The following is a 23,527-nucleotide window of genomic DNA, read 5'->3' as shown; positions in this document are numbered from 1 at the left end:
CCGGTCCTTTACTCATCCTCGCGCCGCAGGGCTTTCCACACCGGCGTGATCCGCCTCCGAATGCTGCGGCCGTCGGGGATTCTGTCACCGTTCGACCGGTTTGCGAACCAATCCTGCATCTCGGCGACTAACTCTGCCTGCGTCGCGGGCAGGCCATCGTCATGAATGCGCAGGATCAGGGCGACGTTCATGCCTTCCCAGTCATAGGGCGTCGCCGCGCCCGGTCCGGATGCGACCCGGCGCACCATATCGTTCTCGTCCTCGAAGGCGTGCACCTCCTCGGCCAGGATCAGCATGTCGGCAATTGCCACCGTGATCCCGCCCACCGGATCCGTGATCAGCAGCCAGTCTTCCCGGTCGACGGGCCGGATGCGTCGCATGACACCTTCCGTCGGGCCGGTGCCGCAACGGCGGAAGAGCGGCAGCAGTTCCATTGGCGACAGAACCACCTTCCCTGCCACTGTTTCGCTGCCGCAATGCACCACCGCGATCCCGGTCAAAATCCTGAAGCGGCCCGCATCCGCCCATCCCGCGATATCGGCGATGTTGCAGCCCCAGCGGGCAGTGACTTCATGCAGGGTGTAATGCGTGCGCGGCGGCAGGGCCATGGTCTTATCCTCTCCGTTTCTGCAGAGGATTGCCGTCGCTCAAACCCGGTGCAGCCCGCGCCCGAGGGTGCGGGGGGAAGTGGAATTGGCGGCAATAAGGGCAGGGCGCTTCCTTGCGCCCGATCGCCTGTCCCTGAGCTATATTCCGATGAGGCTGCTATGCTTGTGGTTGAGCTTGATTCTCCTCTTGCGCGTCGTTGTGCACCGTTCGGTCGATGGGAACAAGTCAAGAACACGCGTTAACTTGCAAACACGCGGATGCTGCCGCGACGTCGTTCGGAGGTGGCGTTCAGCACGGTTCCGGGGATAGAAACCGGTCAACAAAATTCCCGGGAGAATATCATGACCAAGCGCAGCGACATGTCCGATCTGATGGGCTTTATCGGAGAGAAGGGTGTCTGGGCTGACCGCATGAAGGAAGTCACGGCCGAACACATCCGGTCGACGCTGGAAGACTTCGGGATCGATTTCCTGAGCCTGATCGAGGTGCTGGGCGGTCAATGGAAAGTCGCCCTTTGGGATTGCGGTTTCGAGGATTTCCTGTCGCGCCACTATGAGGACGGCAATATCGTCGATCACTATCTGACGAGCCGCAACTGGAGGGACACTGTCCGGAACCGGGATTACCTGACGGCTTTGCGCGACACGCCGATCAGCCTCTATGAGGTCGATGAAGTTCAGCCTGGTGTCTCGATGGTGCTGCGGGATGTGCTGGGACCGGCAGAACCCGTCACCGTGCGGGCGACCGACCGCAATCTGCAGCAAGGCAGCCGGATCGCGACGCGGCTGATGCCCAAAGGCGATCATCATGTCATCGCGGGCGCGTTACTGGCTTTCCGAGCAGAGGCGGTGAAATTGCTGTTCCACAGGCTGCGTGACGCGCTGGAACTGGACACGTACGACCTGCCGCGCCTTACGCGGGATCAGCTGATGCTCTGCGCGCCGGTCTTCACCTCGGCCTGGCTGTTTACCGAGCTTGATCTCGCCGAAAAACCCGTCGAGGCGGTCATTTTCAACACAGACGGCGACGACGTGCTGTTCCATGATCTGCGTTTTCCCCTGGCCGACGGCGTGACGCAGAAGGACGTGGCCGAACAGCTTGGCCGCGTTGACGGTTTCAAACCGGATGGGCCGAACCTCTGGAACTGGCTCAGGGTTCACAAGGGCCCCGTCGGAGGGTCGGCGGGAGGTATGATCATGGACAACGAGATCGATGGCGCCACGGTGATGGGAACGCTGGAGCTGACGGAGCGGACGTTGATCGTCGATGTGAATTCGGCCGCGCGCGCTGCACACGTCGACGCGCTGGTGACGGCGGCCTGTGGCGAGTTGCTGACGGGCTCGATTACGATCAGGCGCACGATGGATCAGATGCGCGGCGAGTATCGCCCGATCCAGCCGCTGGTCGCATCAGACGAAATCCCGCCGGAAAATACCCCGAAAGTCACGCACGAAGATCTGGATCGGCATTACCGCGAAACGCTGGATGCGCCGATCCCCGCCCTCGGCGGCAAGACGCCGCGTGCGTCCACTCGCACTGCCGTCGGTCGAGCGAAGGTGGTCGATTGGCTGGAATATCTGGAGGGCGGACGTGATCGCTATCCGGACAGTCCGGTTGCGGAATATGATTTCGGCTGGATGTGGGATGAACTGGGGCTGAAGGAACTGCGGAAATGACGGTCGCAGACGTTTGCCACCTAGGACTTTGAAGTCAGCGCAATCACTCCTAACCGGCCGCTCATGATCGACGCAGCGAAAGCCGGGTTGCGGAGCCATACTTGTCAATCGCGGCGTGCAAACCGAAAGGATGCTCTTTTGAGTTTGCCCTGTAGGTTTGGTAGCGCCCTCAAGGAAGGAATGACGACTGAATCGCGATGCAGGCTGACATGCTTAGTAGGCCTAGAGACGTGGTTCTCCCCTAGTGCTAGGCCGACGGCGCGTCGGTTTGCGATTGACTTCTAGAGGCTCAAATCCTAAATCTACTCCTATCTATCGAGCCTACATGCGCTTTGAGAGCCCCGAGCCTGAAAGCGCCATGCGATTGTACGGATGAGTCGAAAAATTAGGGTTAGCCCTTGATCCACTCAGACCGCTTTCGGTGAGAGAGCATCATAGACGCATTTAAGGGAGCTACACTGTACTCCCTGATGCCACTTTCAGAAAAAGTCGCTAGTAAACATATTGAGGTGGGAATTTTTCCCGTGCTCACGGAGTATTCCGTGACAATCCTCGTAGATACCCTTCATAGACACGTTTTTATCGCGACTAACATTGTAATGGGTTGATCCATCAAACCTATGCCCGAAGCGCATGTTATTTGAGACCACACAAATTGCATTATGTGGCGGCATACTTGTTTCTGCCTGCGCGTGGCGTTCCGGTCCCAATTTGAAGTGTTTGTCCTTATCATCGACAAGGTAGACCTCCGGATAGGCAGAAGCCTTCTTGGGCTTTTGTCGCTTGCGCATGTCTTTCAACAGCGCGTCTATCTCACGGCCGTAGTTGCGTTGAGTCATATCGCGACAGATTTTGCGCATCTCAACAATTTCAGGGGCATCGAAATTTCTGAGCGGTAGCCGAAAAATCTGCTGGTATTTTTTGTCGGTGAAGCGTTTTGCGAAAAATCTGAAGGCGCGTAAGCACTTCGCCAGCACCGAGGTGATCACGTTGTCAACGTTCTTACTATTTGACGGGGCTTCGAAAAGGTGAACGCTGAAGTGGTCACCAAGATTTTCCGCCAAGCTCGGCATGCTTTCATCCGAAATAACAATGACCCCCGACGCATCTTCCCATCTTAGCCAATCTACGAAATCGTTTATGCTTTTGCTTTTATTCGTGTCAAAAGCGGTCAAAACTAAGTTGTGGACGCCAAGTGCCGAGAAACCATTTGCGCGTAGATCCGCAGGCACGAGAGAAGTCTTTTTCGACGCCACAGCTTCAAGTACCGCAGATTCAGCGGTTACAAATACAACGACAAGCATGATCAGCTTCTGAGAAGAGCTATGAGAACCTTTGCGGGTACCGACAATTCTGCCGAAGCGGTTTCCGGCATTGCTGCTAAGGAATCGACAAACTTTATCAGTTCTTGTCCTCGCCGGTCGCTAGGGCGCGATCGAGAATGGATTTGATCAGCCGCCGGTTCGCTCGAGAAGTCAAAATCGACGCCAGCAGGAATAAGTCCTACCTTTGCCTTAACTGTTGGATGGGCAACGAGCTTTGTGTCTGGAATGTCTTCTCTAGTCAGCCATTGCGCGAGTCGAAGTGGCCCTGTGAACGTGCGATAGTCCACACCCTTCTGTTTCAAATCGATAGCTACAAGGCTCAGATAGTAGGGAATTTGCCTCTCGTCCCATGTTTCCTGCGCACGCTGTCGCAAGAAATCCTTAACGTCGTTGGCGTCGTCGATGGAGGTGGTCAAAACTTTTACATCCTCAAATTTGAGCGCGCAGTGTTTGCTTATCTCATTCAAAGATAACTGTCACTCTACGGTTTAAGCTAAGACATGTATAATTGCTAGGCGATGTACACTAGGCAGGCCATCACGGACGACGGCTAGAAGGGTTCGGCGACCGGGTCGATGGCTGTCGTTCAGTTTCTCAAGGTGGTAATTGCCGCTCGCCCAACTCGTCCCGCATCCTACCAGTCCGTGTGCGGCGCAGTGTACGTCTGAACCCAAGCGCACACTTTGCTCAGCGTCAACATGCAGGCGTTCCAAACAAAGTTCTCGCTGGTTTCCGATCATTGATGGCGGGCCGGGCTCCGGACTACATCAACGCCACATCAACCTGCGACTGCGGGATTCGCGCCCGTTTTGCGCGTGAATCCGTGCCAATGCTGCTTGGTGCGGGGAAGGAAACTGTGTTAAATCAAAGATTTATCGCGTAAACTATTGATATTGCTAAGTTGTTGAAATTTCGGGGCTATGGGCTCATAACCTGAAGGTCACAGGTTCAAATCCTGTCCCCGCAACCAACACTAATTCGCCAATCTTATCAAAAGCCTCGGTGCATCCGCCCGAGGCCTTTTTGCTGTTCGCACGCCGGGTGATCTCCCGTAGCGGCTGGCCCGTCGCCAGGCGCAAGAGGCCCGCCAGCGCGCCCTGCAACTCGATCATCAGACCGTCGCCCTCCGGGTCGGGCCGCAGCACGATCCGCTCGACCAGTGCGCGCAATGCTTCCTTCGCCTCCTCCATTCCGTCGGCATCCGACACCCCCGGATCAACGCGCCCACCCGGTCGCGATAGGTATGCGCCATGGAGGGATGAATGCGCAGCGGATCGGCCGCAGGGGCCGTCGCGAGCATCGACCCGATCTCCCTTCTGCGCGCATCAAGCGCGATCATCCGGTCCTTGACATGCTCGGCCGGCACGCCGGCGATGATGGCATTGACCAGCTTCTCGTGGTCGCCAGTGACCTGGCGCAATTCCTTCTCCAACTCGCCGCGTCCGGCATGGGCCTCTGCCTGCAGCCGGTTGCGTTCGGCGGCATATTCTTCGCAGAAGATCGCCACCGCCTCTGGGTCCATCAGGTTCTGTTCCAGCGCGGTCAGGACCCGGGCATCCAGGTCTTCGCGCTTGATCGCGCGCATGTTGGTGCAGACGGCCGGTCCCTTGTTGCGGGCGGCCGAGCAGCCAAAGGCGTCCTTGGAGATCTTCGAGAATCCAGCGCCGCAGCAGCCACATTGCATCAGTCCCGAGAACAGGAACTTCGGGCGGCGCCGATCCCAGATCTCGGCATCGGTGTTCTTCACCTTCTGCTTACCCTGCCGGGTGCGGACGCTGTCCCAGAGCTGATCCTCGATGATGCGCAGATCCGGCACCTCGGTGATGACCCATTCACTTTCCGGGTTCAGCCGCGAGATGCGTTTGCTGGTTTGCGGATCCTTCACATATTGGAGCCGGTTCCAGATCTGGCGACCGATATAGAGCTCATTGTTCAGGATGCCGGTGCCGCGTTCGCGATTGCCGTGAATTGTCGACGTGCCCCAGTGCTTTCCGGACGGGCCGGGAACACCCTCGAGGTTCAACTGCTCGGCGATCTTCTTCGGCGAAATCCCCTTCGCGTAGTCGCTGAAGATCCGGCACACGACCTTGGCCTGTGCCGGATCGACCTGCCGGTCACCCCGGATGGGCTCGCCTTCGGCACTGAGCTTGACGACGGCCTTGTCGCCATAGGTCAGGCCGCCGGCCGATTTGCCAGCCAGCGCGCGTCCCTTCAGGCCACGACGGGTCTTGTTTGCGAGATCCTTCAGAAACAGCGCATTCATCGTGCCCTTGAGCCCGATATGCATCTCCGAGATCTGCCCCTCGCTGATCGTCTCGATCGCGACCCCCTGGAACTGCAGGTTCTGGTAGATCGTGGCAATATCCGCCTGGTTCCGGCTGAGCCGGTCCAGGGCTTCCGAAACCACCAGGGTAAACTGCCTGACCTGGGCGTCACGCATCAGCTTCTGGATGCCGGAGCGCATCAGGCTGGCGCGCGATACGGCGCGATCGGAATAGATCTCGACGATCTCTACGCCCTGGCGTTCCGCATAATCGCGGCAGCTGCGGACCTGGTCATCGATCGAGGCATCGCGCAGATCGACACCAATTTATCGGGCTTGGCCACGTCAGGCTTGGCAACGCTCGACGACAGAGCTGGTCGGCGAAAACCGACAGCCCTATTCAAGTCGACCGACTCAGATCTCTCAAACGGGCCATTGATGGTCGCAAACGCCGACATCGAGAAGGCGGGAAGCGGCAGCTATTGCGACACTTCCCGCCTTTGCTTGTGGCTTCTTTCGGCCCTAGTCGGGCACCGCCCAGTCCAGATCGGCCATCTTCAGCAGGCTGGCCACCATCCCGGTGGTCTGCCGCAACGGCAGCTTGAACAGCACCTTAACCGTCAGGCAGAACTGGATCGCCGCGTTCGAGAATACCGCAGGCCGACCGGGACTGCCGTCACGCGGCGCCAGCCAGTCCATCTCCTTGTCCAGCCAGATCAGCAGCGACTCGCGCTTGCGAAGCGAAGCCGTGTAGCTGGACCAGTTCGTCGTGCGGTAGCGGGTAGGTGTCGGTTTGCTCATGCGGCCCGTCTAACCGCATGGATTCGCGATGTGAATCCTCCACGGGCAGGGCTCTGCAACAACGCCTTTAGGACGATGGAAATCAAGATCCTTGAGGGAAACAATCGCCGCAATTCGCGTAGAAATTGATTCCATATTCCAGCACTCGCGCCACAATGGTTGTGCGATCGTATTTATCAGCTTGCGATGCATTTTCATCTTCTGACTTCGGACCTTTTTCGTCTAGCCTGCATGTTGTCTTGTTGTCTTATGAGTAAAGGAAGTAACAAATGTTCAAGGTTCTGATGAGCAAAGGGGCGGCGCGGGTATCCATGGCCGGGGTGATGGCTGCCCTCGCATTTCAGGCGACACCCGGTTTCGCGCAGACCGAAGGGCCGGACCCGCTGAAGATCTATTTCCAGACCAACAGCCGAACGGTTTCCGACGAGGGTCAGGAGACGCTGGATCAGGCGGCCCGACTGTTCCGTGACGGCAATCCCATCGTGATGATCGTCGCCGGCGGCACCGATACCGTGGGCGCCCCGGAATACAACCTGCAACTGTCGCTGGACCGGGCGCAGGCGGTGGCTGGTCAACTGGTCGCGCGCGGTATTCCGGTCGACCGTCTTCAGGTGTTAGGACGTGGGGCCAGTGAACTGATCGTCAAGACCGAAGACAATGTCGAAAACCCGGACAATCGTGTCGTCGAGATTTCTTGGCGCTGATCCCAGCAGAAGGCTTGCCCGGATCCTCGTGCTGATCCTGGCCTTCGGGGCCACCGCCGCGGTCGCGCAGAACTCCGACAGCGGACAGGCGGCGTTCGACCGTCAGGATTACGCACGGGCCGACACCCTGTGGAGAGAGGAAGCCGCCGAAGGCTCGGCGCAGGCGATGTTCGGGCTTGGCCTGATGCGCGACCTTGGCATGGGTCGCGCCCGCGATCCGTCCGGCGCCCTGCGCTGGTATCTGGGGGCGGCCAATCTTGGCCTGGCGGATGCGCAATTCAATGCGGCCGTCATGCTGGATTCGGGCGTGGGCTTTCAACGGCAGGCGCATGCGGCGGCGGCATGGTATGGGCGCGCGGCCAGCAATGGCAACCTGCGCGCCAGCTATAACCTTGGTCTGCTGTTCGCCGATGGCGATGGCGTGCCGCTGAATGCCGATCTGGCCCGCCTTTGGCTGACCGATGCCGCCGCCGTTCTGTCCGCCGCCGAGGAGCGCCTGCGGGATCTGGCGGAACCGGCGCCCAAAGATCGCAGCCTCGGCGGGATCATTCCTCTGGGGGGCGACCTTGTCTCGGCCGTGCGCGCCGAAATGGTCTGGGCGGCGGGGCCGGGGCCAGAGGGAATTCCCTACCGGGTCGAAATCATGGGCCGGATTTCCGACAAGACCTTCGCGACACAGCTTTTCGCCGGCGATACCGAAAAATCGGCGATGACCGTGCAGCTTGCGAACACGGTGCCACAGATGGTCTGGCGAGTGCTGCGTATTGATCCGGCCGGGCCGGATTACGCCGCAAGCCCGTGGCAGATGCTGGCCAGCGATGGTGAGGCCAGGGCGCCGCGCGGCGTGTTGCAGATCAGATGCCTGTCCACCGATATCGCCGCGCATCGTTTTGCCCGAGAGCTGGCCGATGTATTCACCCGCGCCGGTTTCTGGACCCAGTTGAGCTTTGATGACAGCGTGACGACGGATGCCAGCAGGGTCAGTTACGCCTATCCCTCTGATGTCGATCTGGCCCGCCAGATTGCCGAATTCCTTCCCGGCATGACTGCCGAAAATGTCGCATATCAACCGGATGATGCAGCCTTCGCCGGGTCAGTCGTGCTGCATCTGGTCGGCGGCCCGGCGGAGTGAGGGGGGAGGGACGGCCCCTGCCTAACCGCCCAGCCAGATTTCGATCATGCCGGCATCGGGTTTTGGTGCGTAGCTGGTGAAGTCCATGGCCTCGGCACCGATGATCTGCGCTGATTGCAGGGCAAGATCGCGATCCGCAGCATGGAAATACCGGACCATATTGCGATCCGGTGCGAAGAACGACCGGACAAGCTGCAACGCGTCCCCGGTATAGGCGATCTCCATATCGGCGGGCACATGCACCCGCGTCGCCGCAGGGACCACATCTGCCAGACGCTGCAGCAGCTCTGCCGGGGTCGGCGGGGCGTCCGGAACCGCCTCGGGCTCGGGTGCGGGTTCCGGCTCCGCTGCCCCGGTCGCGATAATATAGTTGCCCGGCTGCGCCGGATCACTGTCCACCAGACCGAAGCTGAGGCGAGAATCGTCTGCGGTTGCTGCGGGGTCGGCAGAGGGCGACAGCATCTCGGCGGCGATTTCCGGCGCCAGTCCGGCAGGCTGTCGGTCGGCCACCGGCCCGCTGTCTGCTAGCCAGAGCCACCCGCCCAGCGCCAGCGTGGCAAGGCCCAAAGCGGTGCCAGCCATCGACAAGGATCGACGCGCTGGCCGGTTGGGCATTCCCGCCACCGCAGGCATGGGCCGTGTCGGCCTTTCTGCTTGAATTGGCTGGGTCTTTCGGGCGGGTCGCAACCCGTCCGGCCGGGGCGGGTCGGCCTTTCTGAATGACGGCTGGCGATCGGCAACCAGAAACGAGGTTTCGGCGGCGGTCGGATCCAGCCCTTCGATTGCCGCCGCGGTCGGGGTGACCTTTTGCTTCAGCACCTGCTCGCGCTTGGCGCGAGCTTCCTCAAGCCTTTGTTTCCAGTCGTCGGATTTCAGACCAGCCAGGATCTGTTCATGGTCAGCCTTGGCCGACGCCGTTTCCGATAATGCTTTTCTGGTCATTGGCTTCTGACCCTAATTGCTATGACGCCATTGCATCTGGACAGGCGCAGCGGCGGGTTCTTTCCCCGATCACCCTGAAAAGTACCTGAGATGCGCTAGCAAGGTCAACGATGCGGCGACTTCGACGCTCGGACCATGGCCGGAATCCGGGGGTGTCGGCGGCAATCGGCTTGTCCCGCGCGGCCTGTGTTCAACAGACTTCCCTTTCGTTAAACATGGCCGATATATCGCATCATAGCCCGCTGGCCCATGCCGCCTATCACGACCTGCTGCGGTCGCAGCGCGACGAAGCCGTGGGCGATCTGCGCGGCACGCCGACCCGTGTCACCCGCAATGGCCGCGTCTATTGGTAGGCGTTGTTGCAGAGCTCTGCCCGTGGAGGATTCACATCGCGAATCCATGCGGTTAGACGGGCCGCATGAGCAAATCGACACCGACCCGCTACCGCACGACGAACTGGTCCAGCTACACGGCTTCGCTTCGCAAGCGCGGGTCGCTGCTGATCTGGCTGGACAAGGAGATGGACTGGCTGGCGCCGCGTGACGGCAGTCCCGGTCGGCCTGCGGTATTCTTGAACGCAGCGATCCAGTTCTGCCTGACGGTTAAGGTGCTGTTCAAGCTGCCGTTGCGGCAGACCACCGGGATGGTGGCCAGCCTGCTGAAGATGGCCGATCTGGACTGGGCGGTGCCCGACGACACCACCTTGTGCCGGCGCCAGAAGACTCTGGCCGTTCATATCCCGTATCGACGCGCCGAAGGTCCCTTGAACCTGCTGGTAGACAGCACCGGGATCAAGTTCCTCGGCGATGGCGAATGGCAGGCGCGCAAACATGGTGTTCAGGGACACGCCAGTGGCGCAAGGTGCATTTGGCGATGGACACCGCCACGTCCGGCATTCGGGCGGTGGAGTTTACCCCGAGCAGCGATGGCGACAGCCCGGTCTTGCCGGAGTTGCTCGACCAGATCCCCGAGGGTGAGGAGATCGGCACGGTGACCGCCGACGGCGCCTGCGACACCCGCCGTTGCCACACCGCCATAATCGACCGCCAGGCCACGGCGATCATCCCGATCCGCAAGAATGGCCGGCCATGGAAAGAGGACTGCCCGGCTGCGATGGCCCGGAACGAAACCCTGCGCGCCACCCGGCACTATGGCAGGGCCTTCTGGAAGCGCTGGACCGGATACCATGTCCGAAACCGGATCGAAGCGAAGATGCGGTGCCTCAAAGCCTTCGGCGAGCGCATCAGCGCAAGGGACCCAGATCGCCAGACCGCCGAAATCCAGATCCGCATCGCCCTGATGAACCGCTTCTCAGCCTTGGGAACGGCCGAGATCGTCCGTGTCGCCTGAAGCCGAAGGGGAAAGGGGCCGTCACGCCTCAAGCCGCATTTCTGCAACAACACCCCCAAGAACGCTCATTCCACGCGCGTCAGGCCGTCGCCAATCTTGACGCAAACACCGCAGAACGACGCTGCCGCCCGCTGATCCCCGAGAACGGACCAGAGCAGCAATCGCCCGACCAAATTCCGCAGATCGTCTTGCCCATGCGCCAACGCGGCGCTACTTTGCGCGACATTGCCTCGGCCCTGAACCGCGCCGGACTGACGACCAATAGCGGCACCGCGTGGAAACCAACGCAGGTATCAAGGCTGCTGCAGATGATGGGATAGATGGTGTGCGCTGCGGCTGTGTGTGCTCTTTTCATTTGCGCATCGTCACTTGCTCTATCCCTGTGCTGACGACACCTACGGGTCCCTCGCTCCCAGCAATGTGGCGCCAACGCGCGAGATACCGATGCTGATTGGGGCGCTGACCCAGCCTGACTAATTTCATGGCTGTTACTAGACTGCGAGGGCGAGGAATTTATTGATGTTTGGCTACAGAGTCCAGCGTGCTTTTACCGATCAGACCGAGCGGCGCGGCGTATCGAGCTCAGCTGAGCGCAAAATCAGAGTTCTCTGAATATTGCCGGATGTTCGGCTTCCGCGCGCGAACTGGCGTGACATTTGGGCCTTGCTCAAAGTCCGGTGGTGATGAGAGGAAGTTTTAATTGGCACAAAAGGACATTTTAGTGTGCTAACTAAAATATAGGCCATTGATTTCATTGAAGTGGCAATGACAATTGGCGTGGCAAACCACATAGTTTGTGGATTGCCACGATATTCTTCCTCAATTGTCACTATGCTTCCTTTGCGGTAGGAAAGCTGACTTACTCTGTGGAAAGTTATCACTTGCCCCTTGGGCTTTCGGCGACGAACGTCTGACAGGTTAACTTGACGGCGGATTTATATTCGATCCGGGCAAGAACGGCCCATAGCCGCCGTTCATCGCCCGTTCCGACGCGGCGATGCAGCTTACCTAGACCCGTCTTTCATAACCTGCGCAGCGTTCGTAAGGAGACCCGCAGGGCTAGGCGCTTAGACGATATCTTGATGCTTTCCCTATGCTGCGGCCCGAAAAGGTATCTCGTCCCATGTGCGACCGTCGAGAATGCGGCCAGCCTTTTTCTTGTTAACACCACCCCACTGTTTGAAGAGGAAGGCGACACCACTACGGACGCACTGATCTCGGATCGAACGGACCCAATCTGGATTCATGTAACGGGCCCCAGGGCCACTTTCCCCCCTGCGATTGCCCAGTCGATACCATCTAGATTCATCTGTCCAATATCTCCCACAAGTGGTTCAAGGGACAGGAACTTTGTGAATGCCCCACTTGCTCGGAGATCATCCATTCGGAAGGTGAAGTCGGCGCTCTCTACGCTCACACCCATCCAGACGCCGGACGGGTTGCCTTCGGCCTCGCGGCGAATGACTGCTCCCCGACAGCTGGATCGCGAGCCGCCCTTTCCCGTTGCCACCGCCTGAGTGGCCGTTCTCTCAACTTCGCTGCGGGCGCTATGCCGCAGTGCGGCTGACGGCTTACCGCCCAGAGCCCCCCGCCCGGAAATGTGGTATCCTACCGTGGTCGGCATGTCCGAAGAAGGGTGGCCTTCTTGCGCGACAGTCTCGACCGTCGTCGGATCATCCCCTGCGCCGAGGCGATGTCAGCCCGTGACCGGTTCTGGTGCGAGACCGCCGGTCTGGTGCTGGTCCGCCAGCGCCCCGGATCGGCCAAAGGCGTGATGTTCATCACGTTGGAGGATGAAACCGGCATCGCCAATCTCGTTGTCTGGACCAAGGTGTTCGAGGCGCATCGCCGCATTATCCTCTCCGCCGGCATGATCGCGGTAAAAGGCCGGGTCCAGCGCGAGGGCGAGGTGGTGCATTTTGTCGCCCAGACCATCACCGACCTCTCGCACGACCTGGCCAGCGTCGGCCAGCGCGACGAGGCCTTTCGGCTGCCCCCTGGCCGCGGCGATGAATTCCACAACGGTCCGCCCGCGCTCGATCCCCTTTGCGGCGCCAAACCGCGGTCGTTCTTGGGTGATTGATCTGCTTCGTTGTTCAGGAGCTTTCGTTTGATATCATCCCGGGTCCGTGGTCGGTGCGATGGCCGCCAACATGATGCTGGTAGTTAATACGCCGCGGTCAGCCATTTCGAGGATCTAGGGCCAGATTCACGCGTTCCGGCAGCGGGTTTCAGAAATTTGCGGCTTGCGTGCATGGCTGCTGGCCCGCAAGGATGTCGTAGCCAATCTATTGGCCGCCGCGCTCTGCCTGCTGGTCGTGGCCGTCGCACTGCGCCTGGGGCTCGATGCTCATGCGCGGGGCGAGATGGACATTCGCGCCATCGAGATCCCGCGCTGGACACTTTTCGCTCTGCTGGGCGGCGGCTTTGGCCTCTGCGGGCTCGAGTTCCTTCGGCACGCTTTGTCGCGCGAAGCGGCCGTCCAGGACCGCACGTCTCCCCTCACCGGAGAAGCCTGATGCTGGATTGGTATGTCTCTGGCGCGTTGCTGATCGCGCTTGTCGTTCTTGCCATGGCCACAAGTCTGCCTGTGGCCTTCGCTTTCCTTCTGGCCAATGTGATCGGTGTCCTGCTCTTCATCGGCGGGCTTGCAGGGCTGGAACAACTTGTCGCGAACGCCTCGACCGCGATCACCTCGTTCACGCTGATCACCATTCCGCTTTTCATCCTGATGGGAGAGCTGTTCTTTCACACTGGCGTCTCGGCCCGCGTGTTCGGGGCGATTGATAAGCTGTTCGGCGGCGTGCCGGCGCGGCTGTCCTATATGACGGTGACCGAAGGGACGCTGTTTGCGACGCTGTCGGGGTCAAGCATGGCCAATACGGCGCTGCTCGGATCTTCGCTGCTGCCCGAGATGACGCGGCATGGCTATAAGGATCATCTGTCGATGGGGCCGATCGTGGCCTGCGGGGCTTTGGCGATCATCATTCCACCCTCCGGGCTGGCGGTGCTTCTCGGCAGCCTCGCACATCTGGATATTGGCGAGCTGTTGATTGCAGGACTGATCCCCGGCTTCCTTCTGGCCGGGCTTTATCTGGCGGTGATCTGGATCTCGGTGCGGCTGAATCCCTCTGCGGCCCCCGGCTATCCGGTCGGGCGCATCGGCTGGGGCGCGACGATCCGTCTGGTGTCGGTCAATGTCCTGCCGATGCTGCTCGTGCTGGTCCTGGTTGTCGGGGTGATCCTGCTCGGGCTGGCGACGCCGACGGAATCGGCGGCCTTTGGCGTAATGGGCGTGACGCTGATCGCAGCGATGTTTCGCAGCCTGACCCGCGAAAGCCTGATCCGGGCGATCGTCTCCAGTGCCAAGGTCAGCGGCATGGTCTTCATGATCATCCTTGGCTCATCGACCTTCAGCCAGTTGCTGGCATTCTCGGGCGCCACCCCGGGGCTGATCGGCTGGGCGACAGGGCTTGAGGTTCCGCCGCTGGTCCTGCTGCTGGCGATCCTTGCGGTGCTTCTGGTGCTGGGGCTCTTCATGGAGGCGGCATCCATCATGATGCTGACAGTGCCGATTTTCTTTCCGCTGATCGTCAGCCTGGGCTACGACCCGATCTGGTTCGGGGTGGTCATGCTGGTTTCGCTTGAGATTGGTCTGGTCACGCCGCCCTTTGGCATGGGGTTGTTCGTGATGCTGGGGGTTGCGCCGAAAGGGACCACATTGGGACAGGTCAGCCGTTCCGTGCTGCCCTATCTTGGCTGCATGCTGGCGCTGGTCGCGCTGCTGATCGCTTGGCCGGGCATTGCCACGGCGCTTCGCTAGGCTCAGAGCGTGGAGAATGGGGGCAACCGGCACTTGGTTGGTGCCGGTGGCGACAAGCTTTTCAGGATTTTTCCTGCGAAAACTGCGACTCGGCGGTGCTTTCGGTTGTTGTGAACAGATCACGGAGCGGGGCTATCCGGCCACGGAGGTCTCAGAGCGGCTCGGGGTGAGCACGCATTTGCTCTCTGCCGGGAAGCACAAATTCGCGAAGGCGGTGTCGGGGGACACGGAGAAGGATGTCGAGATCCGGCGGCTGAAGCGGGAGGAAATCTTCTCGAAGTTGCGGCAGGTTGAAGTTCTGATGGGGCAAGGACTGTCCCGTCTGGACGCGATCAGGCGTTTCGGTGTCGTCGAACAGACTTATGACCGCAGGCGGAAGCAGTGAGCCGGTGCAGGTGCCACTTGTCCGAGCTCAACGGCGAACGTGGGATGGGCGTTGCCACGCGTCGGGCTTGCCACGTGCTTCGCCAGCATCGTTCGGCACAACGCAAATTGCCGCAAGGGCGCGCTAACATGATCGAGCGGACCCGGCAATATGGCCGCTGCGGCGACCGCCGGATTGCAGCTTTGTTGTGGGGTCGACGCATGCCGTCGACGGCTGGCAGGTGAATGACAAACGCGTCGAGTGTTTGTGGCGGCGGGAGGGGCTGAAAGGGCGATTGTGGCTGAATGACGGACCCTGTGTCCGGTTGCGGCCGGAATACAGGGATCATGTCTAGCCCTCTGATTTTGTTCATTGCCGTTATCGGTTCGGCAATGCGCCTAAAAAAAATCGAATACTTGCTACACGCCGTCATGAAAGGATAGTAGGGAGTAATGTTGACGTAATAATTGTTATCGCCCGTAAAAAAGGATGTTTCCCATGGCTGTCGGCTATCTCGTTAACCTAGGCACCGACAATTCGGCCTGGACCAGCGACACAATCGCCACGACGACGACGACTTTCACCCCCGCAGTCTCCGGCCCGAACCCGACCGCGACGATCGGGGCGGGCACATGGACGTTCACCGGGACACTGGCCGACGGGACCGTGGTCACCAATCAGATCATGGGCGGGATTTTTCAGACTGACTCGAGCGGCAGGCTTTATTTCGTACCAGACAATGCGGTTTCGTCCGTAACCTCGGCCACGGTGGACACATCGCCGATCTATACCGGACCGCCGGCGATAACGGGTGGAACCGGTGCCGATAGCCTTGCCGGGACCAACAACCCGAATCTCATCAATGGCGGTGCGGGAAACGACACCATCACCGGCGCCAACGCCGCGACCACGAACGTCGTTGCAGGCGGGGTGAATGATCGCGACGTTCTGATCGGTGGCGACGGCAACGACAGCATCCATGGTCAGGGGGGCTCTGACCGCTTGGTCGGTGGCGCTGGAAACGATTTTCTGAACGGAGGCGCGGGCGCCGACATCGCCGATTATTCGGGGGCGAGCGTCGCCATTAACGCCACTGCTGGCGGCACGTCTACGGTCGTTGCCGGCAATCAAGGGACCGATACCCTCTCGGGCATAGATGGCTTCATCGGCTCGGCCTTTAACGACACGCTGACGGGCTTTGACGGTGATGGAACCGACCCTGATGGGAGCCGCTTCTACAACTATATCGACGGCGGCGGCGGCAACGACCTGATCGACGGCAAGACCGGGTCGGACTATCTGTTCGGCGGCGATGGCAACGACACCGTCATTGGCGGGATCTTCGATGGCACGGGGTCAACAGACGATCAGGTTTTCGGCGGCGCCGGCAATGACCTGCTTTATGGGGATGACACCCTTGGCACCGCGAGTGCGGGCGGTGCCGATCTGATCGATGGCGGAACCGGCCATGACACCATTCTTGCCGGGGGTGGTAACGATACCGTCTTTGGCGGCGATGGTGACGACCGTATCAACGGCAATGCCGGCGATGACCTGATCCATGGCAATACAGGCGCGGACCGGATTAGCGGCGATGCGGGCAATGACACGATCTTCGGCGGAATCGGAGCCGATACCATCTATGGTGGCAACGGCGGCGATACCATCGATGGCGGTGCCGACAATGACCTGATCTATGGCTATGGCGATTTCACCGGCACGGGCGCCGGCACCGATGACGGCGCGGCGGATTCGCTGAGCGGCGGCCTTGGCAATGACACCATCTTCGGCGGCGGGGGCAACGACACGCTGCGCGGCGGCGACGGCGATGACTCGCTCTCGGGCGATGCGGGCGATGACCTGATCGATGGTGGCGCCGGTGCGGACAGTATGTCGGGCGGCCTTGGCGCCGACAGCATGCTGGGCGGTGCGGGCATTGACAGCATGTCCGGTGGCGACGGCAATGACACTATGGACGGTGGCGATGATGCCGACAGGATGCAGGGCAATGCCGGCAACGATTTCATCCTCGGCGGGACCGGCAACGATACCATTTTTGGCGGCGACGGTGCGGATACCATCGACGGCGGAGCCGACAACGATCTGATCTATGGCTATGGCGACAATGTCGGCGGCACCGATGACGGAGCGGCGGATTCGCTGAGCGGTGGCCTTGGCAATGACACCATCTTCGGCGGCGGGGGCAGCGACACGCTGCGCGGCGGCGACGGCGATGACTCGCTCTCGGGCGATGCGGGCGATGACCTGATCGATGGCGGCACCGGTGCGGACAGCATGTCGGGCGGTCAGGGCAATGACACGCTTCTGGGCGGCGATGGGAATGACACCATGGACGGCGGCGTCGGTGCCGACAGTCTGGCGGGTGGGGCCGGTCAGGACTCCATATCGGGTGGCGACGGCAATGACACGCTCGACGGCGGGAATGACAACGACTTTCTGAGCGGCGGTATCGGCAATGACAGCCTCTTGGGGGGCGCAGGCAATGATATCCTGCTTGGCGGCGACGGCGCGGACACGATGGAGGGCGGGACCGGCAACGACCTGCTGGATGGCGGCGCGGGGGCCGACAGCCAGACCGGGGGCGAAGGCTTTGACACCTTCATCGCCGGCAATGGCGACACCATCACCGATTTCAACACGGCGACCGGGCAAGATTTTGCAGATGGCAATCAGGCGAACAACGATTTCGTCGACCTCGGCGGCCATTACAACGCCGCAAATCTGGCGACCATCAACGCGGCGCGCAGGGCCGCCGGGCTGAAAGAATATGCCACGGCCCTTGGCTGGATGCGGGGCGATCAGGCCGATGGCGTCCTGAACGACATCAGCACGGCAAACGGCTTCGCCGAAAATTTCTCCATGACGATCCGGAGCGGGGCCGGTGCGACTGCCCCGTCGGATCTGACCTTCGACAATACCAATGTGGTCTGCTTCTCGGGTGAGACGCTGATCGAGACTGCGGAAGGTCCGGTCCGGGCCGACGCGCTCAAGGTCGGCGACAGGGTCCGGACCCGTGACGCCGGCCTGCAGCCGGTGCGCTGGATCGGGCGGCGCCATCTGGACGCCGAGATGCTGGCAGCCAACCCCAACCTGCGGCCGATTCGGATTGCGGCGGGATCGCTTGGCGCGAACACGCCATCCTCGGATCTGGTCGTCTCGCCCCAGCACCGGGTTCTGATCCGCTCGAAGATCGCGGCGCGGATGTTCGGCACGACCGAGGTGCTGGTCGCGGCCAAGCAGTTGCTTTTGCTCGACGGGATCGACATTGCCGAGGATCTGATCGACGTGACATATGTGCATTTCCTGTTTGATGCCCATCAGATCGTTTATTCGAACGGTGCCGAGACGGAATCGCTTCACACCGGGGACGAGGCACTGAAATCCGTGGGCGCTGCGTCGCGGGTCGAGATTTTGGCGTTGTTCCCGGAACTCCAGGCCGGCCCGGCGCGGCCGCTGGTGGCCGGACGACAGGCCCGCAAGCTGGCCGATCGGCACCAATCGAACCGCCGACCGTTGGTCATGTAGGAAAAAGGCCGCGCCGTGCCCCGAGGGGCTGGGCGCGGGTCGGTCCGCGAATGGATGGTGTCATCGCAAAGCCGCAGGTCGCCCTTTGGTCGGTCCGGCGGCGGTCGTTCGTCAGGGATGGGTTAGAGGCAAGGCGCTCACCTTGCCAAGCTGACACGATCTCGTTTCCAGCAACAAGACTGCGCGGATTCACCTTGTCCCAACCGATATGCGCATCGCCGCCCGCCAGCACCACTGGCAGCGTGTCGAAGGGGCGGCGTTGAGCACCCGGTCAAGCGGGGCCACGCCCTCCCGATAGGCCGAGCTTCGCGCGTCGATCAGCAGCGTATCGGCGGCAATGGCTGGCACCGCAGCGAAGCCAACCGCAACCGCCAGACGGCTGCGCCATCACCTGGATGCGCGGCGTGAACGTGCGAAATGCACGGGGTCTGCCTCAATTGTTTCTTCGGACGCCTGTTTCTTCAGACGCCGCGATTGGCACGTAAATTTACGTATTGGACAATCAATTATATAATAAATAATCTTTAAACGCTAAGATCACGCCATATCGCGCCGGCGGGTTGCGGCGGGAAACGGGGGAGGGGAGGCGAAGGAGATGAGGGGCTTGGCGTGCCTAGCTGTTCAGATCGCTCGCCGCCGCCAGTTCGGCGGCAATGGCGCTTTGTCGTCCGTCGGTGCCGAAACTGCCGGCAAGGCCGGTCGCGGTCAGCGCACAGACCAGCGAGCCGTCGAAGTCGAAGACCGGCACCGACAGCGCCGCAAGCCCCGGAATGACCGTGCCATCGACAAAACCGATCCGCTGGGCGCGGGTCTGGTCGATCATGGCCTGCAGGGCGGTGCGTTCTTCGGGACTGGCGATCTCGCGCAGGATCAGGGCGGCGGTGGCGCTGTCGGGCAGGAAACTGGCAAAGACCAGCCCGGTGGCCGAGCGCGTCAGCGGAAGCACCCGGCCCAGCCCGAGGCTGGTGATCAGCGGCCGGCCGCCGTGATGGGTGCGCACGATGACCGGGCCGTGATCGCTCCAGACGCTGAGATGGCCGGTCAGCCCGTGGCGGTCGAGGACGCGGTTCAGTGCCGCCTCGGCCAGCCCGATCGCGTCGCGCCGCGCCATGGCCGCAAGGCCCAGCCGGATCGCCAGCGGCCCGAGGTCATAGCGGGCATCGGCCGGATTCTGGCGCGCCAACCCGATGCGGACAAGGCTGGCGAGATAGCGGTGCAGCTTGGCGGCGGGCACGCCGGTTTCCTCGCTCAGCCGTTTCAGAGACAGGGCGGCATCGGCGCGGGCCATGGCTTCCAGCAGCTGGCCGACGAAGTCGATCGACTGGATACCGCGCCGTTCCTCGATCTCGGTTCCGCTCATCTCTGGTCCTTTCGGGTTTCGTGGGGCGCGCCGTCAGCCGAAAGGCTGCGACGGCTGGATCGCCCGCTACGCATCGCCCCCGGTATCAAGCGGCGCCCGGCTGTATTGGTTGCCGGTATCCGTCAGCTTGCGCATCAGGCGTATGAACTCTGCCCGTTCGGCCTCGTCAAGGCCGTTGGTGATCTGTTCCTGGGTGGCGCGGATTGCTGGCTGGATGGTCTGCAACAGCGATTCGCCCCGCTCGGTCAGGGTCAGGCTACGGGCGCGGCGGTCATCGTCGCGCACGCGGCGCTGCACATAGCCTCGGCTTTCCAGGCGCGACACCACGCCGCCAATGGTTACCTGGTCATGCGCGATCAGCCCGGCCAGCGTCGTCTGATCGATGCCCGGATGATCGCGCAGGCTGGCCAGCGCGCCATATTGCACCGGCGTCAGGTCAAAACCTGCCGCCTTGGTCTGGGCCGCAAAGACGGCCACCGATATCTGGTTCAGCCGCCGGATCAAGTGGCCGGGAAGATCGTAAATCTGCGTCATGGGCCGAGTCATACCCCTTGGCGAGACAAAGGCAACGGGCGATTGACACGTATACTAATAATTAGCATACATAGTAACTGAGGGGATTCGACAAAGGGAGGAAGCCGATCATGGAGAGTTCCATGCAGCCCGAGGACACGCCGGAACTGCGGCGACTGTATCAGGGGTTCCGTGACAACAACCTGAACCCGCTCTGGACCCAGATCGGCGACCTGATGCCGGTTCATCCGCGCCCCCGCGCGGTGCCCCATGTGTGGAAATGGTCGGATCTTTATCCGCTGGCACAGGCGTCGGGCGATCTGGTCCCGGTCGGTCGCGGCGGCGAACGTCGTGCCATCGGGCTGGCCAATCCGGGCCTTGGCGGCGAGACCTATATCACGCCGACGCTGTGGTGCGCGATCCAGTATCTGGGCCCGCGCGAAACCGCGCCGGAACACCGTCATTCGCAGAACGCCTTCCGCTTCGTGGTCGAGGGCGAGGGCGTCTGGACCGTCGTCAACGGCGATCCGGTGCGGATGAGCCGTGGAGATTTCCTGCTGACTCCGGGCTGGAATTTCCACGGCCATCACAATGATACCGACCAGCCGATGGCCTGGATCGACGGGCTGGACATTCCCTTCAGCTTTCAGAACGACGTGGGCTTTTTCGAATTCGGCGCCGACCGGGTGACCGATTACGCCACCCCTCGCTATTCGCGCGGCGAACGGCTGTGGTGCCATCCCGGCCTACGCCCGCTGTCGGGATTGCAGGACACCGTGGCCAGCCCCATCGGCGCCTATCGTTGGGAATTCACCGATGCCGCCCTGACACAGCAATTGCTGCTGGAGGACGAGGGCCAGCCGGCCACCATCGAACAGGGCCATGCCGCCGTGCGCTATATCAACCCGACCACGGGCGGCGACGTGATGCCGACCATCCGGGCCGAATTCCACCGCCTGCGCGCCGGCACCGAGACGCCCACGCGGCGCGAGGTCGGCTCGACCGTGTTCCAGGTTTTCGACGGCCGGGGCGCGGTGGTGATGAACGGCGAAACCACGCGGCTGGACAAGGGCGACATCTTCGTCATCCCGTCCTGGGTGGCGTGGTCGCTGCAGGCGGAAACCCCGTTCGACCTGTTCCGCTTTTCCGACGCCCCGATCATCGAGCGGCTGAATTTTCACCGCACCCTGATCGAGGGCGCGGAATGAGCAGCGATCTGTCTCAGGCGCAGGCCGAGCTGCGGGCGCGGCAAGGGGCAGGGGCGCGTTACGACGCCGCCAACGCCCCGGCCGAGACGCTGGCGCTGGCCCGGCATGGCAATGCCTATCTGGCGCGGATCGTGAATGGGCTGGATGACGTGGCCCTGTGGGACGCTTCGGCCCGCCCGGGCTGGAGCCGCCGCCGGGTGATCGCTGCCGCCGCCCTGCAAGCGCGCGAGATCGCTCAGGCGCTGGAGGATGCGACCGGCCAGACCGGCGACCGCGCCGAGACCGATACCGCCGCGCTGGATCTGGCGGAAACACTGCCCGCCCGTGCCCTGCGCCATCTGGCCGCCCATGCCGAGGTGCATCTGAACGTCGTCTGGCGCGACCTGAGTGATGCCGAATGGGATCTGCCCCTGGCGCTGGCCGCCGGCATCGTCCCCGTGCGCCAGACGCCGCGCCTGCATGCGCTTGGCCTGTGGCAGGCGGCGCTGGACCTGCAAGCCGGTGGCCGTCTGCGCGACGTCCCCGCCACGCTGGCAACCGACATGAACCCATCAGAACCGCAAGGAACCCCAACATGACCAAGACCCTGTTCGCCTCGCCCGCATGGCCGACCGTTCCCGTCGAAGGCGAGGACGCCGTCTATCCCGTCCACCGCGTCTTTTGCGTCGGCCGCAACTATGCCGCCCATGCCGCCGAGATGGGGGTCGAGGTGGATCGCGAGGCGCCGTTCTATTTCACCAAATCGGCGCTGACGATCCTGCCCACGGGCGAGACCTATCCTTATCCGCCCGGCACCGAAAATTTCCATTACGAGATGGAATTCGTCGTCGCCATCGGCAAGCCCGCCTTCCGCGTCCCGGTCGATCAGGCGCTGGATGCCGTCTATGGCTATGCGACCGGTCTGGACATGACGCGGCGCGATCTGCAACTGGCCGCGCGCGCCAAGCAACGGCCATGGGATCTGGGCAAGGATGTCGAGGGCAGCGCGGTCATCGCATCGCTGACCAAAGCCGCCGCTTTTGGCCCGGTCGGCGATCAACGCATCCAGCTGACCGTCGATGGCGAATTGCGTCAGGACGCGCGGCTGTCGGACCTGATCTGGTCGGTGGCGGAGCTGGTTTCGGACCTGTCGAAATACTATCACCTCGCGCCGGGCGATCTGATCTATACCGGCACCCCGGCGGGCGTCGGTGCGGTGGTGCCGGGCGATGTCATCCGCGGCACCATCGACGGGCTGGCGCCGGTCGAACTGACCGTGGGACAGCCGGAATGATGCGCTTTTACGGATTCTTCCGGTCCTCCTCGTCCTATCGTTGCCGGATCGCCTTCAATCTGAAGGGGATCCGGCCGGAATTCGTGCCGATCAACCTGCGTCGAAACGAACATCGCGATGCGGCATTTCTTGCGAAGAACCCGCAGGGGCTGTTGCCGGCGTTGGAGGTCGACGGGGCCGTGCTGACGCAATCGCTGGCGATCATCGAATGGCTGGACGAGACGCAGCCCGGCCTGCGTTTGCTGCCCGAGGACGCGACCAAGCGTGCGCAGGTGCGCGCCTTCGCCCAGATCATCGCCTGCGAGATCCATCCGCTGCAGAACCTGCGGGTGCTGAACTTCGTCAAGGAAAACTACGATCAGGATCGGAACGGCGCCGACGACTGGGCGCGCCACTGGATCGCCGAGGGGCTGACCGCCTGCGAGGCGATCGCCGCCCGGCACGTTCGCAATGGAACCTTCACCTTTGGCGACCAGCCCGGTCTGGCCGATATCTGCCTGATCCCGCAGATGTTTTCCGCCGACCGCTTCGGCCTCGACACGGCCTTGTATCCGCGCCTGCGCGAAATCCGCGCGGCTTGCGAGGCCTTGCCTGCCTTTGCCGACGCGCATCCCGCGCGCCAGCCAGACGTCCAATAA

At 61.9% G+C, this 23,527-nt stretch carries 22 protein-coding genes and 4 pseudogenes; 15 read left to right on the top strand and 11 right to left on the bottom strand.

Annotated elements, in window-relative coordinates; translation table 11 throughout:
* Positions 1-8: 8 nt before the first annotated feature.
* Positions 9-608 (bottom strand): hypothetical protein, encoded by a 600-nt coding sequence (locus H4P12_RS12460; protein ID WP_166331156.1) that lies wholly within the window; start codon positions 606-608, stop codon positions 9-11.
* A 342-nt stretch (positions 609-950) separates the two neighbouring features.
* On the opposite strand from H4P12_RS12460, the gene H4P12_RS12455 reads away from it, so the two are divergent.
* Positions 951-2,285 (top strand): DUF7986 domain-containing protein, encoded by a 1,335-nt coding sequence (locus H4P12_RS12455; protein WP_166331158.1) that lies wholly within the window; start codon positions 951-953, stop codon positions 2,283-2,285.
* A 479-nt stretch (positions 2,286-2,764) separates the two neighbouring features.
* On the opposite strand, the gene H4P12_RS12450 is transcribed toward H4P12_RS12455, so the two are convergent.
* The 5 genes and pseudogenes from H4P12_RS12450 to H4P12_RS12435 form a co-directional block, all read right to left on the bottom strand.
* Entirely contained in the window at positions 2,765-3,589 is an 825-nt protein-coding gene (locus H4P12_RS12450) for a hypothetical protein (protein WP_166331160.1), read from the bottom strand.
* Positions 3,590-3,591: 2 nt separating this feature from the next.
* Complete coding sequence (locus H4P12_RS12445; RefSeq protein ID WP_166331162.1) at positions 3,592-4,026, bottom strand: hypothetical protein; 435 nt, start codon at positions 4,024-4,026, stop codon at positions 3,592-3,594.
* A 510-nt stretch (positions 4,027-4,536) separates the two neighbouring features.
* Entirely contained in the window at positions 4,537-4,722 is a 186-nt protein-coding gene (locus H4P12_RS18820; protein ID WP_246449271.1) for a hypothetical protein, read from the bottom strand.
* Complete coding sequence (locus tag H4P12_RS12440) at positions 4,722-6,173, bottom strand: recombinase family protein (RefSeq protein WP_343069823.1); 1,452 nt, start codon at positions 6,171-6,173, stop codon at positions 4,722-4,724. Before H4P12_RS12440 ends, H4P12_RS18820 begins: the two co-directional genes overlap by 1 nt.
* A 225-nt stretch (positions 6,174-6,398) precedes the next feature.
* Positions 6,399-6,674, bottom strand: a pseudogene (locus H4P12_RS12435) (transposase); the annotation flags it as partial.
* A gap of 269 nt (positions 6,675-6,943) precedes the next feature.
* Here H4P12_RS12435 and H4P12_RS12430 point away from each other — a divergent pair.
* Both H4P12_RS12430 and H4P12_RS12425 read left to right on the top strand, forming a co-directional pair.
* Entirely contained in the window at positions 6,944-7,378 is a 435-nt protein-coding gene (locus H4P12_RS12430; RefSeq protein ID WP_246449270.1) for an OmpA family protein, read from the top strand.
* Positions 7,353-8,510, top strand: a complete 1,158-nt coding sequence (locus tag H4P12_RS12425) for an SEL1-like repeat protein (RefSeq protein ID WP_187793963.1) — start codon at positions 7,353-7,355, stop codon at positions 8,508-8,510. Before H4P12_RS12430 ends, H4P12_RS12425 begins: the two co-directional genes overlap by 26 nt.
* A gap of 21 nt (positions 8,511-8,531) precedes the next feature.
* Here H4P12_RS12425 and H4P12_RS12420 read toward each other — a convergent pair whose 3' ends face one another.
* Entirely contained in the window at positions 8,532-9,452 is a 921-nt protein-coding gene (locus H4P12_RS12420) for a hypothetical protein (RefSeq protein ID WP_187793962.1), read from the bottom strand.
* Positions 9,453-9,667: 215 nt separating this feature from the next.
* Here H4P12_RS12420 and H4P12_RS12415 point away from each other — a divergent pair, with 215 nt between their 5' ends.
* The 3 genes and pseudogenes from H4P12_RS12415 to H4P12_RS12405 all read left to right on the top strand — a co-directional run bounded on the left by H4P12_RS12415 (position 9,668) and on the right by H4P12_RS12405 (position 11,122).
* Positions 9,668-9,805, top strand: a complete 138-nt coding sequence (locus H4P12_RS12415; RefSeq protein WP_187794016.1) for a hypothetical protein — start codon at positions 9,668-9,670, stop codon at positions 9,803-9,805.
* Positions 9,806-9,870: 65 nt separating this feature from the next.
* Positions 9,871-10,802 (top strand): annotated as a pseudogene (locus H4P12_RS12410) (IS5 family transposase).
* Positions 10,803-10,996: 194 nt separating this feature from the next.
* Entirely contained in the window at positions 10,997-11,122 is a 126-nt protein-coding gene (locus H4P12_RS12405) for a recombinase family protein (protein WP_187793961.1), read from the top strand.
* 234 nt (positions 11,123-11,356) lie between these two features.
* On the opposite strand, the gene H4P12_RS12400 is transcribed toward H4P12_RS12405, so the two are convergent.
* Positions 11,357-11,632: a hypothetical protein gene (locus H4P12_RS12400; RefSeq protein ID WP_187793960.1), complete on the bottom strand. Its 276-nt coding sequence runs from the start codon at positions 11,630-11,632 to the stop codon at positions 11,357-11,359.
* A gap of 261 nt (positions 11,633-11,893) precedes the next feature.
* Positions 11,894-12,426: pseudogene (locus H4P12_RS19280) on the bottom strand (DUF5131 family protein).
* 21 nt (positions 12,427-12,447) lie between these two features.
* On the opposite strand from H4P12_RS19280, the gene H4P12_RS12390 reads away from it, so the two are divergent.
* The 5 genes and pseudogenes from H4P12_RS12390 (at position 12,448) to H4P12_RS12370 (ending at position 18,535) form a co-directional block, all read left to right on the top strand.
* Positions 12,448-12,885: an OB-fold nucleic acid binding domain-containing protein gene (locus tag H4P12_RS12390; RefSeq protein ID WP_246449268.1), complete on the top strand. Its 438-nt coding sequence runs from the start codon at positions 12,448-12,450 to the stop codon at positions 12,883-12,885.
* 163 nt (positions 12,886-13,048) lie between these two features.
* Positions 13,049-13,321, top strand: a complete 273-nt coding sequence (locus tag H4P12_RS12385) for a hypothetical protein (protein ID WP_187793959.1) — start codon at positions 13,049-13,051, stop codon at positions 13,319-13,321.
* Positions 13,321-14,625, top strand: coding sequence for a TRAP transporter large permease (locus H4P12_RS12380; RefSeq protein WP_343069820.1), 1,305 nt, complete (start codon positions 13,321-13,323; stop codon positions 14,623-14,625). The genes H4P12_RS12385 and H4P12_RS12380 overlap by 1 nt, the downstream gene beginning before the upstream one ends.
* 244 nt (positions 14,626-14,869) lie before the next feature.
* Positions 14,870-15,425 (top strand): annotated as a pseudogene (locus H4P12_RS18810) (IS3 family transposase); the annotation flags it as partial.
* 62 nt (positions 15,426-15,487) lie between these two features.
* Positions 15,488-18,535 carry a Hint domain-containing protein gene (locus tag H4P12_RS12370; RefSeq protein ID WP_187793957.1) on the top strand — a complete coding sequence of 1,016 codons (3,048 nt, stop codon included), beginning with the start codon at positions 15,488-15,490 and terminating at the stop codon, positions 18,533-18,535.
* A gap of 613 nt (positions 18,536-19,148) precedes the next feature.
* On the opposite strand, the gene H4P12_RS12365 is transcribed toward H4P12_RS12370, so the two are convergent.
* Together H4P12_RS12365 and H4P12_RS12360 are read right to left on the bottom strand one after the other, a co-directional pair.
* A complete protein-coding gene (locus H4P12_RS12365; protein ID WP_187793956.1) occupies positions 19,149-19,895 on the bottom strand; it encodes an IclR family transcriptional regulator in 747 nt (248 codons plus the stop codon).
* Positions 19,896-19,961: 66 nt separating this feature from the next.
* Positions 19,962-20,429, bottom strand: coding sequence for a MarR family winged helix-turn-helix transcriptional regulator (locus tag H4P12_RS12360; RefSeq protein ID WP_187793955.1), 468 nt, complete (start codon positions 20,427-20,429; stop codon positions 19,962-19,964).
* A gap of 110 nt (positions 20,430-20,539) precedes the next feature.
* Here H4P12_RS12360 and H4P12_RS12355 point away from each other — a divergent pair, with 110 nt between their 5' ends.
* The 4 genes from H4P12_RS12355 to maiA are packed head-to-tail and all read left to right on the top strand — an operon-like array spanning position 20,540 to position 23,527.
* Positions 20,540-21,616, top strand: a complete 1,077-nt coding sequence (locus H4P12_RS12355) for a cupin domain-containing protein (RefSeq protein WP_223115795.1) — start codon at positions 20,540-20,542, stop codon at positions 21,614-21,616.
* Positions 21,613-22,194: a DinB family protein gene (locus H4P12_RS12350; RefSeq protein ID WP_187793954.1), complete on the top strand. Its 582-nt coding sequence runs from the start codon at positions 21,613-21,615 to the stop codon at positions 22,192-22,194. Before H4P12_RS12355 ends, H4P12_RS12350 begins: the two co-directional genes overlap by 4 nt.
* Positions 22,191-22,889: a fumarylacetoacetate hydrolase family protein gene (locus H4P12_RS12345; RefSeq protein WP_187793953.1), complete on the top strand. Its 699-nt coding sequence runs from the start codon at positions 22,191-22,193 to the stop codon at positions 22,887-22,889. The genes H4P12_RS12350 and H4P12_RS12345 overlap by 4 nt, the downstream gene beginning before the upstream one ends.
* Entirely contained in the window at positions 22,889-23,527 is a 639-nt protein-coding gene (gene maiA, locus H4P12_RS12340) for a maleylacetoacetate isomerase (protein ID WP_187793952.1), read from the top strand. Before H4P12_RS12345 ends, maiA begins: the two co-directional genes overlap by 1 nt.

Origin of the sequence: Paracoccus amoyensis (assembly GCF_014490725.1) — a bacterium.
Lineage (GTDB): Bacteria > Pseudomonadota > Alphaproteobacteria > Rhodobacterales > Rhodobacteraceae > Paracoccus > Paracoccus amoyensis.
Note: the sequence above shows the minus strand (reverse complement) of the source record. Positions and strands in the feature narration are given on the sequence as shown.

Bases quoted from the DNA above. Each gene is read 5' to 3' on its own strand.
- H4P12_RS12460 (WP_166331156.1), bottom strand. From the start codon at position 608: ATGGCCCTGCCGCCGCGCACGCATTACACCCTGCATGAAGTCACTGCC.
- H4P12_RS12455 (WP_166331158.1), top strand. From the start codon at position 951: ATGACCAAGCGCAGCGACATGTCCGATCTGATGGGCTTTATCGGAGAG.
- H4P12_RS12450 (WP_166331160.1), bottom strand. From the start codon at position 3,589: ATGCTTGTCGTTGTATTTGTAACCGCTGAATCTGCGGTACTTGAAGCT.
- H4P12_RS18820 (WP_246449271.1), bottom strand. From the start codon at position 4,722: ATGATCGAGTTGCAGGGCGCGCTGGCGGGCCTCTTGCGCCTGGCGACG.
- H4P12_RS12430 (WP_246449270.1), top strand. From the start codon at position 6,944: ATGTTCAAGGTTCTGATGAGCAAAGGGGCGGCGCGGGTATCCATGGCC.
- H4P12_RS12420 (WP_187793962.1), bottom strand. From the start codon at position 9,452: ATGACCAGAAAAGCATTATCGGAAACGGCGTCGGCCAAGGCTGACCAT.
- H4P12_RS12415 (WP_187794016.1), top strand. From the start codon at position 9,668: ATGGCCGATATATCGCATCATAGCCCGCTGGCCCATGCCGCCTATCAC.
- H4P12_RS12405 (WP_187793961.1), top strand. From the start codon at position 10,997: ATGCGCCAACGCGGCGCTACTTTGCGCGACATTGCCTCGGCCCTGAAC.
- H4P12_RS12380 (WP_343069820.1), top strand. From the start codon at position 13,321: ATGCTGGATTGGTATGTCTCTGGCGCGTTGCTGATCGCGCTTGTCGTT.
- H4P12_RS12370 (WP_187793957.1), top strand. From the start codon at position 15,488: ATGGCTGTCGGCTATCTCGTTAACCTAGGCACCGACAATTCGGCCTGG.
- H4P12_RS12365 (WP_187793956.1), bottom strand. From the start codon at position 19,895: ATGAGCGGAACCGAGATCGAGGAACGGCGCGGTATCCAGTCGATCGAC.
- H4P12_RS12360 (WP_187793955.1), bottom strand. From the start codon at position 20,429: ATGACGCAGATTTACGATCTTCCCGGCCACTTGATCCGGCGGCTGAAC.
- H4P12_RS12355 (WP_223115795.1), top strand. From the start codon at position 20,540: ATGGAGAGTTCCATGCAGCCCGAGGACACGCCGGAACTGCGGCGACTG.
- H4P12_RS12350 (WP_187793954.1), top strand. From the start codon at position 21,613: ATGAGCAGCGATCTGTCTCAGGCGCAGGCCGAGCTGCGGGCGCGGCAA.
- H4P12_RS12345 (WP_187793953.1), top strand. From the start codon at position 22,191: ATGACCAAGACCCTGTTCGCCTCGCCCGCATGGCCGACCGTTCCCGTC.
- maiA (WP_187793952.1), top strand. From the start codon at position 22,889: ATGCGCTTTTACGGATTCTTCCGGTCCTCCTCGTCCTATCGTTGCCGG.